The following is a 14,991-nucleotide window of genomic DNA, read 5'->3' as shown; positions in this document are numbered from 1 at the left end:
AGTGCTTAACGAAATAAAATCAAAGTGAGCTCAACTCATTTCTCTCCCGAATGGATAGGCCGATACGTCGGCGTCCCTCAAAATTCCGTGTCGCCCACCGGCACCTTCAACCCATCCAGCCACCACGCGGCGAAGCTGAACACATCGGGGGCCTTGAGGATCGTGAAGTGATTGCCCTGCCCGTGCCACACCGTCAGGTTGGCGACCAGGCGGCGCCAGCCTTCGATCGTCGCCGCCTGCTCGCGCTGGTTACCCGACTCATCCAGCGCCGGATCATCCACCACTGCCAGCCGTACGGGTCCGGCGTAGGCTTGTTGCGGTTGATAGGGGGTGCGCAACGCTACGGCAAAGGTCCGTACCGGCCCGTGCATCGCTTGGGGTGAGGATCGTTCGGACAACACCCCGGCACGTACCATTCCGTCGTGCAGCAGACGCAGTTGCGTGACATCGTCTGCCTCAGCGAAGGCCAGCGGGTCAATGCCCAGAGACTTGCCACAGGACAGTTGCAGCGCGTCGATCAGCCTTTGCAACGCAGCGGTGGTGGTATAGGCCTTTCCTGCCAGGCCATCGTCGCCGGGCACCTCGCTGTCAATCAGAGTCAGGGAGGCGACCTCTCGTCCGCCGGAGTGCAGCCGGGCCGCCATGGCGTACGCCACCCAACCTCCAAACGAATGCCCGATCAAATGGACAGGGCCCGCCGGGTACAGTTGCTCGATGGCGCGGACATAACACGCCGCAGCCGCTTCCACCCGGCTATGGGGCACCGCCATGTCGTCGAGGCCACGGGGCTGCAGGCCAAAGATCGGCCATTCGGGCCCCAGGGCCTCGGTCAGATGAATGAACCCCGTGGCGCCGTCACCCGCCCCGGGCACGCAGAAAATCGGCGTATGCCCGAGGTGTCCGCTCTGGATGGTCAAGAGTGGTTGATACATCTGGGGTGGCGGGGGCGCCGCCTCTTGTAATGCCTGGTTGATGGCATGGCCCAGATGCTGAATATGAGGGGACTTCATCATGCTCTGGTGATCGCCCGGTACGTCTATGCAACGCACCCGGTCCGACGACAACTCCTCGACCCAACCCAGCGACGGGCTCAACTGCGCCATCTCGGCGCGGCGCTCCTGAGCACGGAACAGATGCACGGGTTGGTGAATCGGATTGATCCGGTAATGGGTCAATGCATGCCCGTGGGCGACCTCGCGGTCCAGGTAATGCCAGATGTCGGCAGACGTCGCTGCGGCCAACTCGGGTTCCAGCAACTGCTGTTCGCGGCAGCGCTTGAGCAGATCCTCGAAATCCATACGCGCCATCTCGGCCTCGAGACGCGCCAAATGGGCCAACTCCGCCTGTTCGCCTGCACCCTGCGTCGTCCAGTGGGCCCTGCAGTGCAACAGCAACTGGCGCTGATGGACTTGTTCGTCACGCCAATATGCCGGGGGCTGGCCCGCCAGACGCGGCACATAGCTGTCGATCAGTCCGACAAACGCGACGGTTTCATCCATTCCCAGCAACTGCTGGGCGACTTCATAAGCCAGCACGCCACCGAACGACCAGCCTGCCAGGCGATAAGGTCCATGAGGTTGTACCGTTTGGATAAGGCCTACCAACCGCGCGGCCAGGCACTCCATGGTGCGCAGCAACGGTTGGCCCGATGTGATGCCGGGCAAGCCGTAGATCGGGAACTCACCACCGATGTGCATGCCCAGGGCCGGGAAATACAGGTCCCTGCCGCTGAACTCATGCACCAGGAACAAGGGTGTACCCCGCCCTGAGGCGCGCACGGTGATCAATCCGTCCGTCTGCTCAACGGCGCCACTGCGCCGGCTCAGCAACTCGCAGACGGACTCGACGCTGGCATGCTGGAAGAGCTCGGCCAGAGAAATGTCCAGATCCTCACTGCGCATCAGGTTGACCAGTCGGACCGCCAGCAGGGAATGCCCGCCCAGCTCGAAGAAGTTGTCATGGCGCCCTACACGTTCCAGCTGCAGCACCTCGGCCCACAGTCCGGCAACGCTGGCCTCCAGTGCATTAGCCGGGGCCTGATAGGCCTGGCTGGGCGAGGCTTCCCACGTGGGGTCGGGCAGCGCCCGGCGATCCACCTTGCCATTGTTGTTCAACGGCATCGCGTCCAGCCGCACCCACGCCGAAGGCACCATGTAGTCCGGCAGCCGCGCTTGCAGATAGGAGCGCAGCGCCGCACTGTCCAGTGTCTCGTCATGCACGGTGAAATAGGCCACCAGACGCATCGATGCCTGCGCTTCTTGCCGTGCCACGACCACGGCCTCCTTGATCCCTTCACAGCCGAGGAGACGGTGTTCGATTTCACCCAGTTCAATGCGAAAACCACGGATTTTCACCTGATCGTCATTACGCCCCAGGCATTCAAGCTGTCCCGACGCAAGCCAGCGCACCAGGTCGCCCGTGCGGTACATCTTCGCCGCGGGTGCAGCACTGAACGGGTCGTCGAGGAATTTTTCGGCTGTGAGCTCCGGCCGGTTCAGATACCCCAACGCCACCCCCAGGCCGCCGATGTACAGCTCGCCGGTCACGCCGGTCGGTACCGGTTGCAGGTGCGCATCGAGTACATAGACCCGGGTGTTACCGATGGGTCTGCCAATCGGCACGCTGTCGGCGTACTCCGCCACGTTGCGCACTTCGAAGGTAGCGGCATAGGTGGTGGTTTCGGTCGGGCCGTAGCAATGCACCAGACGCAATGCGGGCGCCTCGGCCAACAATCGGCGGAAAGCCGCCGGGTCACTGCGCTCGCCACCACATAGCAGGATGCGCAAGCCCTTGAGCGCTTGCGGGATCAATTGTACGTACTGGTTGAACAGAGCGGTGGTCACGAACAGGATCGTCGCTCCGCTTCGACTCAACTCATCGCCGAAAGCGACCGGGTCGAGCAATGTCTCATGGTCGATGACGACCACCTGGCCGCCATTGAGCAACGGCCCCCAAACGTCCATGGTACTGGCATCGAACGCGGGGTTGGAGGCGAATGCCACGCGATCCCTGGCATTGAAATCGGCGTAGCCGTTATTCAGCACCAATCGGCCGACGGCCCGGTGCGGCACTACCACGCCCTTGGGGACACCGGTGGAACCGGAGGTGTACATGATGTACACCGGTGACTCGGAGAACTGCAGCAACTGCGGGTCATGTGCCGGTTGATCTTCAAGGACCAGGGTGTCGAGGTCGATCCGCGGCACCGTATCGGATGCCGCCTCGCTGCGACGAGAGAGTAACGCCACCGCACGGCAGTCCTGCAGCATGAACGCTAGCCGTTCGGACGGAGCATTGATATCCAGCGGCACATAGGCCGCCGCACACTTGCTCACCGCCAGCTGCGCGATCAGTAGGTCCAGGGAGCGTGGCAGCAGGATCGCCACATGATCGCCAGGCTGCACGCCGTGTCCGATCAGATAGTGAGCCAGCCGATTGGCCCGGGCGTTCAGTTCGCCGTAGCTCAGCGACTGCGTCCCGTGCGCCGCCGCCACGACCTGGGGATGATCCGCCGCACGCAGTTCGAACAAACGGTGCACCGTCAGGGCTTGCGGGTATTCATGATCGGTGGCGTTGAACCCGACCAGCAGTGTGTGCCGCTCCTGGTCGTCCAGCAGCGGCACCTGTTCCAGCGCCGCCTGATCGTTATCGACCATCGCCTGCAACAACCGCTCGAAGTAACCAACGTACCGCCGCACCGTCGATTCATCGAACAGCGCCGTGGCGTACTCCAGCGAACCGCCAATGCCACCCTGCCCTTCACTGAGTGTCAGTGTCAGGTCGAACTTGGCGAAGTGGCTCGGCTGTGCCACGGGCTCCAGCGTCAGGTCCCCCAGAGCCAGGGCCGGGCCATCGCTGCTGCGCCAGTTAAGCATGGTCTGAAACAATGGGCTGTGAGCCAGGCTGCGCACCGGCCGGGTGATTTCCACGACTTGCTCGAACGGCAAGTCTTGATGGGCCTGGGCCTCCAGGATGCGCGCCTTGACCCGCGCCAGGAATGCCCCGACGTCCTGCCCTGCGGACGTTTCGATACGCAGCGCCAGGGTATTCACGAACAATCCGATCAACCCTTCGACTTCGGCCCGGGTGCGGTTGGCCACCGGCGAACCGATCACCACTTCGCTCTGCCCCGACAGCCGAGCAAGCAACAACGCCCAGGCACTCAGCATCACCATGTACAAGGTCACGCCATGCCGTTGGCACAACACCTTGAGCCCGGCACTGAGGCGCTCAGGCAGCCAGACCTCGACGGTACTGCCGGCGTAGTCCATTTGCGCAGGTCGTGGACGATCGGTCGGCAGCATCAGCAGGGCCGGTGCGCCATCCAACGCCTGTTGCCAATACGCGCTCTGCTGACGCAAGACTTCACCGCTCAACCAGCGTCGCTGCCACACGGCGTAGTCGGTGTACTGCAACGTCAAGGGTGGCAGCGGATCGGCTTCGCCACGGCTGAAAGCCTGATACAACGCCATCAGCTCGCGAGTCAGTACGCCCATTGACCAGCCGTCAGCGATGATGTGATGCAGGGTCAGCAACAGCACATGATGGTCATCGGCCATGCGTACCAGACGCCCACGGATCAGCGGATCGTCCTGCAAGTCGAAAGGAATCGACGCCTCGCCCTGGACCAGGGCCTGCAAGGTTTCATCGGCCTGCGGATGACCACGCAGGTCTTCAACCCGCAACAGCAGCCCCGCCTCGACCGGCGCGATCAGCACCAGCGCCTCGTCGTTGAGACGGGTGAAGCGGCTGCGCAGGGTGTCATGACGCGCGACGATCCGCGCCAGCGCCCGTTGCAGGGCATCGTCATCGAGCCGACCGCGCAAGCGCAGGCCGATGGGGATGTTGTACGCGGTGTTGGCGCCCTCCATCTGCGCCAGGAACCACAGGCGTTGCTGGGCAAACGACAACGGCAACGATGCCTCACCTGACACTGGGACAATGGTCGGTTGCGAGCTCCGCGCGGCATCGGCCAGCACCTGCGCAACCGCACCAAGCTGCGGGTTGGCAAACAGCTCGCCCAAGGCCAGCTCGACGCCCAGCCGCTGCCGGACCTGAGACACCATGCGCATCGCCAGCAGCGAGTGCCCGCCCAGTTCGAAGAAATGATCCTGACGCCCGACCCGTTCAACTTGCAGCAACTCGCTCCAGATCTGCGCCAGGCAGCTTTCCAACTCGCCCTCGGGCGCCACGTATTGGCGGGTGAAGAACGCGGTAATATCGGGTTTGGGCAAGGCCTTGCGGTCAACCTTGCCATTGGCGGTCAGCGGCAGCGCGTCGAGCCTGACGAACGCCGTCGGTACCATGTATTCCGGTAAGCGGATCTGCAATTGCGCACGCAACTCATCCATCGGTCGCACGTCGACTCGCGCCTGCTCGGTGAAGTAAGCCACCAGCCGTGGCTGTCCGGGTTGATCTTCACGGACCAGCAACACCGTTTCCCGGATGTCCGGTAGTTGATTGAGGCAGTTCTCGATCTCTCCGAGTTCGATGCGTACCCCCCGGATCTTGACCTGGTCGTCGTTACGCCCCAGATATTCCAGGCTACCGTCGGCGCGCCAGCGCGCCAGGTCGCCGGTGCGGTACATCCGCGGGTGCGGCGTCGTGTCGAACGGGTCCTGCAGAAAACGCTCGGCGGTCAGTTCCGGTCGATTCAGGTAACCCCGGGCAACACCGGCACCGCCGATATAGAGCTCCCCCGGGACGCCGACGGGCACTGGGCGACGTTGTTCGTCCAGCACATAAACCCTGGCGTTGCTCACCGGCCTGCCGATGTGCAAGGCATCGCCCGCCTCGACCTTCCCTGAGGTGGCGACCACCGTGGCCTCGGTCGGACCATAGTTGTTGATCACATCGAATGACTGGTTGCGTGGGAACTGGCGCAAGCGGTCGCCACCGATCAATAACGTGCGCAAGGTCGGGTGCCCGAGGTTCTGGCTGAAGGCGTATTCGGCAATCGGCGTGGGCAGGAAACTCACGTCCAGTGGTTGCGCGCGCCACCAGTCAAGCAGCGCGTCGAGGTTCTCGTTGCCGTCCCGGGGCGGCGCCAGGTGCAAGGTCGCGCCGACGCACAGGGCCGGCCAGATCTCCCAGGCCATGGCGTCGAAGCCGAACCCGGCAAGGCATGAAGTGTGACGACCGGCACACAGATCGAACGCCTCGCAATGCCAGTCCAGCAGATTCGACAGCGTGCGGTGTTCGACCATCACGCCCTTGGGCAATCCGGTAGAGCCCGACGTGTAGATCACGTAAGCCAGGTGCTCGGGCGTCAAGTCGCCGACCTGAGGGTCGCAAGCCAGGCTGAGCGGCCAACTGCGTCGATCCAGATCGATCACCGGCACGGCCTGAGCCGGCAAGCGCTCACGCAAGTCAGGCTGGACCAGGATCGCCACCGGGGCGCTGTCACTGAGCAGATACCCCAGGCGCTCGGTCGGATGGGCTGGATCCACCGGCACATAAGCGGCGCCGGCCTTGAGGATCGCCAGCAACCCGATCAATGTATCGAGCCCACGGCGCGCGACAATCGCCACGCGATCATCGGGCCTCACGCCCAGAGCACGCAGATGATGGGCCAGTGCATTGGCGTGCAGATTCAGTTCGGCATAGGTCAGTTGGTCGCCCAGGAAAACCGCCGCCACGGCCTCGGGCCTCGCGGCCACCTGCGCCTCGAAGCGCTGATGGACCGTCAGCCCACGCGGGTAATCCGCCTGGGTGGCGTTGAAACCGACCAGCAGTTGATCCCGCTCGGTCTGCGACAGGACCGGCAGTTGATCGATCGGCGTATCCGGCGCCTGTTCCAGGGCCACGGACAGATGCTCCAGCGCACACTGCAGATAGGCGCAGATCCGCCGCGCCCCGACGTCGCCGCTCGCCAGCAGCGTCAGGCTGAAGGCCTCACCCAGGTCGTCGACGCTCATGGTCAGTGGATAGTTGGTGCGCTCTTCGGCCCGCAAGACCTCGATACCGTCCCAGGCCGCCAACGTTTCTGCATTCGTCGTGGAGGCACTGTGTCGATAATTGAGCAAGGCACTGAACAGCGGCGTTGGCGCCACCACACCGCTGCAGCGCTGGGCCAGGGCCAGCGGCGCATGCTCATGCCGCATCAGCGTGCTCAAACGGGAATGAGTCGCCATGACGGCCGCACGCACATCCCGCGCGCCCATATCCACCCGCAACGGTAGAGTGTTGATGAACAGGCCCAGCGCCCGATCCCCCGCTTCGGCACCTTGCATGCGGCCCATCAACACGGTGCCGAACACCACCTGCGACTGACCGGTCAGCACGCCCAACACCCGGGCCCAACCCAGGTGAAACAGGCTGGCGGCGCTGACACCAAGCTGCCGCGCCTGGGTCCGCAAGCGTTGGCTCAATGGCAGGCCGAGCGGCAGACTGAACTCTTCAATGCCCGTGCCATCGCCCTGCACGTCCTGCAAGCCAAACGGTAACGTCGGTTCTTCGATATCACCGAGCATGTCGCAAAAGAACGCTTCGTGCTCCACCTCGCCGATGCCCAACCGCGCCTGAGCGACATAGTTGCGAAATGGCACCGGGCGCCCCAACTGCGCACCGCGCCCCGACAGACAAGCCTGCATTTCCTGGCTGACCACTGCCAGTGCATTGTGATCGAGGGCCAGGTGATGGAACAGCAGGATCGCAACAATGCGCTGACCACTCTCGTCCCAGGCATGTACCAGATGTAACAGCGGTGCCCGGGTCACGTCGAGACGGAACCGCCGGGCGTCGAAGCGCTCATGCAACTGCGCGAGCGCATCGCCTGCGCCGACATCCAGGGCCACCCCCTCCAGAGGCAACTGTACCTTGCGCAGCACCACTTGCAACGGCGTATCCAGGCCTTCCCACAACACGGCGGTGCGCAGAATGTCGTGACGATCGATCACCGTCTGCAGGGCCTGAACAAACGCCTGGAAACGCTCGGCATCGGCAAATGCAAATTGTCCCTGGTTGACATAAGGATCGCCCTGCCCGGCGCTGATGTGATGGTAAAGAATGCCTTCCTGCAAGGGCGTCAAGGGATAGATGTCCTGTACATTGGCCGCGCCACCGGGGATGCCTGCGACCAGACGGTCCAGAGTGCCCTGGTCCAGCTCGGCCAGGGGCAGCATCGCCGGGATGATCCGCGTGGTACCGGGAACAATTCCGTTGACAGGCACGTCGGCACGTCCGGTCTCGACCCGTGCGTTTCGCGTCATGGCGGCAAAAGCAGCCAGGGTCGGCTGTTCGAACAAGGTGCTGACATCCGCCGCCAGCCCCTCCTGATGCAAGCGCCCGATCAGGCTGACGGCCAGCAGGGAGTGCCCGCCCAGCTCGAAGAAGTGATCGTGACGGCCGACACGTTCTACGTTGAGGGTCTCGGCCCACAACCGGGCCAGATTGATTTCGGTTTCACCGACAGGGGCTTCATAGCCGCGTGTGATGACCGATGTCAGATCCGGTGACGGCAATGCCTTGCGGTCGAGTTTGCCATTGGGGCTCAGCGGCAGCGCGTCGAGGCGCACGTAGGCCAGCGGCACCATGTGACCCGGCAGGTGTGCCAGCAGGTAGGTGCGCAGCGCCTCAAGGTCGATCGCCTGCCCTGGCAAACAGGGGGTGAACCAGGCCACCAAGCGCTTGTCCCCCGGCACGTCTTCACGGACCAGTACCACCGCCTCGTTCACCGTCTCGTGCTGGACAAGCCGGGCTTCGATCTCCCCCAGCTCGATGCGCAAGCCGCGGATCTTCACCTGATCGTCGTTACGCCCCAGGTATTGCAGGGTACCGTCCGGCAGCCAGCGGCCGATGTCGCCAGTCTTGTACAGGCGCGCATCGGCCCGCTCGCTGAACGGGTCGTCAATGAAGCGTTCGGCGCTCAGTTGCGGCAGGTTGAGGTAACCGCGCGCCACTCCGACACCGCCGATATGTATCTCGCCGGGCACGCCCAGCGGCAGCAACTGACCGTGGCTGTCCAGCACATGCAACTGCATGTTGCGGATTGGCCGGCCAATAGGAATCGATCGGTTCCGATAGGTGTCCAGGTCGTTGTCGACAGTGTGCCAGGCGACCACGTCACTGCACTCGGTCGGCCCATAGCTGTTGATGACCACCGGCCGTGGCAGCGGCAGCTTCTCCAGCATGGAGAGCTGGATCGGCTCGCCGCCCAGGACCACCCGCCTCAGGCAAGTCAGCGCGTCCTGCCGGTCGGCATCCACCAACGCATGGAAGGCGCTGGGGGACATGTTGAGGTGGGTGATACCCGCCTCGGCGATTTGCGCAACGATGGCACCGGGATCGAAGGGCTCTGCGGCAAGGTGTAACGAGGCACCGACCATCAATGGCGCGAGGATGTTTTTCTGAGTCAGGTCGAAGTTATAGGACGAGGCCAGCAACACCGCATCGCCGGCGTGGAAGCCCAGGTCATCGAGGTACCAGTCCAGCAGGTTTCGCAGACCGCGGTGCTCGACCATCACACCTTTGGGCCGTCCCGTGGAGCCGGAGGTGTAGATCACATAGGCCAGATGGGCCGGCGTCAGGTCTGCCACTGGCGGGTTGTGGGCCGGTTCGGTCTGCCAGACGCCGGCGTCCAGGTCGATCAATGGCACCGGCCCGTGGGACAGGAGTTCCCTGGTAGCGGCTTGCGTCAGCACCGCGATCGGTGCGCTGTTTTCCAACATGTAGGTCAGCCGGTCCTCCGGATAGGCGGGGTCCAACGGTACATACCCTCCGCCAGCCTTGAGCACTGCCAGCAGGCCGACCACCATGTCCGCGCTGCGCTCGACACAGATCGCCACCCGTGAGTCCGGCTGCACACCCCGCTTGCGCAGGTAATGGGCCAGACGATTGGCCCGCTCGTTGAGCTCGCGATAGCTCAATGACTGGTGACCCTGCACCACCGCAACGTCATCCGGCGTGCGCTGCACCTGGGCCTCGAACTGCTGGTGGATGGCCGGGGCCTGCGGCTCGATGGCGTCAGCGCGACAGAATTCGTCCAGCAACTTGCGGCGCTCGCTTTGCGGCAGGATCGTCACCCGGTGCAGGGGAGCATCCGGTGCTTGCTCCAACATCCCGACCAGACTCTCCAATGTCTGTTGCACATAACCGCAGAGGCGTTGTGCACCGATGTGCGCCAAGGTCACGATGGTGAAGCTGAACGCCTCGCCCTGATCGTCGACATTCAATGCCAGCGGGTAGTTGGTGCGCTCCTCGCCGCTGAGCATCTGGATACCGCTCCAGGCCGACGACGCCCCGGTCGAGTTCTGTACGCGGGTATGGCGGTAGTTGAGCAAGGCGCTGAACAATGGCGCCGGCGCTTGCACGCCGCTGCAACGCTGGACCAGTGCCAGCGAGGCGTACTCATGCCCCAGCAAAGCGGTCAACTGCGCGTGGGTCGCCTTGACCCCGGCGCGCGCGCCCTGCTCGCCCAGGCTCACGCGCAACGGCAGGGTATTGATGAACAGGCCCAACGCCCGGTCGGCACCCTCGCCGCCCTGCATCCGCCCCACCAGCACTGTGCCGAACACCACGTCGTCTTTGCCGGACACTTTGCCCAATACCAGGGCCCAGACCAAGTGATACAGGCTCGCCGCGCTCACGCCCAACTGACGCGCCTGCGCCCGAAGTCGACGGCTCAGGTGCGCATCGACGTTCTGGCGAACCTCTTCGATGCCGCTGCCGTCGCCCTGCACGTCCTGCAAGCCGAACGGCAAGGTCGGTTCGTCGATATCGCCGAGCATGTCGCGGAAGAACGCCTCGTGCTCCTGCTCGCTGCTGCCCATTCGCGTCTGCGCGACATAGTTCCGGTAAGGCACCGGCACGGGCAACGCCTGGCAAGGCCCCGACAAAATGACCTGCATTTCATCGCGCACCACCTCAAGGGCGGCGTGATCCAGGACGATGTGATGAAACAACAGTATTGCCGCGACCCGCCCTTCACCCGGTCCTCGAGCGTATATCAGACGAATCAACGGGGCCTGGGCAAGATCAAGGCGATAATCGCTTGCGCCTGGACGCGCCTGCAACTGATCGAAAACCGAGCCCGCCGCCGTTTCGGACACCCGCTCCTGCACCGCCAGAGTGGCCTCGCGCCAGACGACCTGCACCGGCGCGCCCAGGCCTTGCCAGAGCACGGCGGTACGCAGAATGTCATGCCTCGCCATGACCTGTCGCAACGCGTCGGCGAAGGCCTCTACTCGCTCGACGCTGTCGAAAATCAGCCGTGATTGCAGCAGATACGGATCTCCCGTTTCCGCGCTCAAATGGTGATAAAGAATCCCCTCCTGCAACGGCGCCAGCGGGTAGATATCCTGCACATTCGCCGCTCCGCCCGGCACCGTGGCGACGATACGGTCGATGGCTTCCTGATCCAACTGGACCAGCGGCAGCATGTCCGGCGTGATGCGGGTGCACTCGGCGGGGATCCGGTTGGCCGGCACCTCGACTTCACGACCGCTGCCCACCGCCGTCGCCAGCGCCGCCAGGGTCGGTTGACTGAACAGCCGTCGCACGTCAGCGCTCAAGCCGATCTGGCGCATGCGCTCGATCAGGCTCACCGCCAGCAACGAGTGCCCGCCCAGTTCGAAGAAATTGTCGTGACGACCGACCTGCTCGACCTTCAGCACATCCGCCCAGATCCGCGCCAGGGCGATTTCGACAGGGCCTTGCGGTGCCGCGTATTCAGCACTCGGCCAAGCGCTTTGATCCGGCTCGGGCAAGGCTTTGCGGTCAAGCTTGCCGTTGGCGGTCAGGGGCAAGGCCTCCAGCCGCACATACGCCGCTGGCACCAGGACGTCCGGCAAGCGGGCTTGCAGATGAACCCGCAGGTCCTCGATCACCACCGGACTGCGCTCGGTGAACCACGCCAGCAGACGCTCGTCACGCACCAGCACCACCGCGTCCTGCACCCCGTCATGGCTCAGCAACGCCGCTTCGACTTCGCCCAGCTCGACCCGCACGCCGCGCAGTTTCACCTGGTCGTCGTTGCGCCCCAGGTACTCGAGCGTGCCGTCGGCCAGCCAGCGGGCCAGGTCGCCGGTGCGGTACATCCGCGCCTGAGGTGCTTCGCTGAACGGGTCATCGAGGAAGCGCTCGACGCTCAGTTCCGGCCGGTTCAGATACCCCCGCGCCACACCCGCGCCGCCCACGTACAGCTCACCGGCCACGCCCACCGGCACCGGATGCCGGTGGGCATCCAGCAGGTAAACCCTGGCGTTGGCGATAGGCCGGCCGATGTGCAACACCTGCCCGGCTTCGACCCGGCCAGAGGTGGTCACCACCGTGGCTTCGGTCGGTCCATAGTTGTTGATGACGTCGAAGGTCGGGTTGCTCGGCAACTGCCGCAACCGGTCGCCGCCGATCAGCAGCGTACGCAAGGTCGGGTGGTGCAGCCCCCGACTGAAGGCGTATTCGGCCACCGGCGTCGGCAGGAACGCCACCTGCAACGGTTGCGCCTGCCACCAGCCCAGCAGTTCATCCAGGTGTTCATTACCGATCGTGGACGGCGGCAGATGCAGCGTTGCGCCGACACACAAGGCCGGCCAGACTTCCCAGGCCATGGCATCGAAGCCGAACCCGGCGACGCTGGCGGTGTGGCTGCCGGCGCGTAAGTCAAAGGCCGCGGCGTGCCAGTGCACCAGGTTTTCCAGGGTCCGATGTTCCACCATCACCCCTTTGGGCTGGCCGGTGGAGCCGGAGGTGTAGATCACGTAGGCCAGGTGCGCCGGCGTCAGGCCGGGCCTTTGCGGGTTGCTGTCGGGCAGGTGCTGCCAGTCAGCACTGTCCAGATCCACCACCGGCACGGCACCCAACAGGTCCCGGGTCGAGGCCTGCGCGAGCACCGCCAGCGGCGCGCTGTCTTGCAGCAGGTAGGCAATGCGTTCCGCAGGGTAAGCTGGATCCACCGGCACATAGCCGGCCCCGGCCTTGAGAATCGCCAGCAACCCGACCAGCATCTGCGGGCCGCGCTGGACACAGATCGCCACGCGGTCGTCCGCTTGCACGCCCAGGCCGATCAGGTGATGGGCCAGGCGATTGGCCCTGGCATTGAGCTCAGCGTACGTCAGCCGCTGCTCACCGGCCTGTACCGCGATAATCTCTGGCAGGCGGCGCGCCTGTTCTTCGAATCGGACGTGGATTGTCTGTGCCTGGCCGTACTCGACAGCAGAGGCATTGAAACCGCAGAGCAACAGCTGCTGCGCCTGTTCCGACAGGATCGACAGCTGATTCAACGGCTGTTCCGGTGCTGTCTCCAGTGCCGCCACCAAGTTTTCCAGAGTCGTCTGTAACAAATCGATGACCCGCTGCGCACCGACAGTGACACGGGACAATACCGTCGCCTTGAATCCGTCCTCCAAGTCGTCGACGCTCAAGGTCAGCGGGTAATTGGTGCGTCCCTCGAAGGTGAGAATTTCGATGCCTTGCCAGACCTGCCCGAGCGCTTGCCGCGCATGACGGGTGCCATGCCGATAATTGAGCAGCGCGCTGAACAACGGCTGCGGCGCCGCTACGCCACTGCAGCGCTGGGCCAACGCCAGGGAAGCGTGTTCGTGTCCGAGCAGGGCCGTCAGCCGCCGGTGGGTTCCTTGGATGGCCTCACGTGCCGGCTGTGCGTCCACATCCACCCGCAACGGCAGCGTATTGATGAATACCCCCGGTGTCCGGTCGGCTCCCTCGCCGCCCTGCATCCGACCCAACAGCACCGTGCCGAATACCACCTGCTCCTGGCCGGACGTCGCCGCCAGCAGTTGTGCCCACGCCAGATGGAACAGGCTTGCCGCGCTCACCCCAAGTCCGCGCGCCTGGGCTCGCAGGCGCCAGCTCAAGCCATCCGGCAGGGCCAACGACGACATTTCGATATCGTGCCCCTCACTTTGTACGTCTTGCAAACCGAACGGCAAGGTCGGTTCATCGATCCCGCCGAGCATCTCGCGGAAGAACGCCTCGTGTTCCTCGGCACCGGCACCCAGCCGGGCCTGTGCCACATAGTTGCGGTACGGCATCGGGGCCGGCAAGGAATCGGCCTGGCCGAGCAGGCAGGCCTGCATCTCCTCAAGCACCACCGTCAACGCCGTGTTATCCAGGACGATATGGTGGAACAGCAAGATCGCGACCACTCGCTGCCGTGCCGGGTCCTCGGCGTACACCAGGCGCAACAGTGGGGCCTGAGCCAGATCGAGACGGTAATGGCGTGCGTCGAAACGGGCCCGCAGTTGATCAGGAACGTCGCCGTCGGCCGGGTCGACCACCACTGGCTGCACGGTTAACTCCGCATGGCGCCACACCACTTGCTGCGGGCTTGGGAGGTCTTCCCAGACCACACTCGTGCGCAAGATGTCATGGCGAGAGATGACCTGCTGCAAGGCATCGGCGAAGGTGTGCAAGCGCTCGACACTGTCGAAAGCCATGCCGGATTGCAGCAGGTAGGGATCCCCCGACTCCGCACTCAAATGGTGATAAAGAATCCCCTCCTGCAACGGCGCCAGCGGGTAGATATCCTGCACATTCGCCGCTCCGCCCGGCACCGTGGCGACGATACGGTCGATGGCTTCCTGATCCAACTGGACCAGCGGCAGCATGTCCGGCGTGATGCGGGTGCACTCGGCGGGGATGCGGTTGGCCGGCACCTCGACTTCACGACCGCTGCCCACCGCCGTCGCCAGCGCCGCCAGGGTCGGTTGACTGAACAGCCGTCGCACGTCAGCGCTCAAGCCGATCTGGCGCATGCGCTCGATCAGGCTCACCGCCAGCAACGAGTGCCCGCCTAGTTCGAAGAAATTGTCGTGACGGCCGACCTGCTCGACCTTCAGCACATCCGCCCAGATCCGCGCCAGGGCGATTTCGACAGGGCCTTGCGGTGCCGCGTATTCAGCACTCGGCCAAGCGCTTTGATCCGGCTCGGGCAAGGCTTTGCGGTCAAGCTTGCCGTTGGCGGTCAGGGGCAAGGCCTCCAGCCGCACATACGCCGCTGGCACCAGGACGTCCGGCAAGCGGGCTTGCAGATGA

Annotated in this window: 1 protein-coding gene; it reads right to left on the bottom strand. The window is 64.3% G+C overall.

Going from position 1 to position 14,991, the window contains the following annotated elements:
- Window positions 1–77: 77 nt before the first annotated feature.
- A partial coding sequence (locus AD666_RS09040) for a non-ribosomal peptide synthetase (RefSeq protein ID WP_082339713.1) occupies window positions 78–14,991 on the bottom strand: 14,914 nt, incomplete at its 5' end.

Origin of the sequence: Pseudomonas sp. Pf153 (genome assembly GCF_001269775.1) — a bacterium.
Classification (GTDB): Bacteria; Pseudomonadota; Gammaproteobacteria; order Pseudomonadales; family Pseudomonadaceae; genus Aquipseudomonas; species Aquipseudomonas uvaldensis.
Note: the sequence above shows the minus strand (reverse complement) of the source record. Positions and strands in the feature narration are given on the sequence as shown.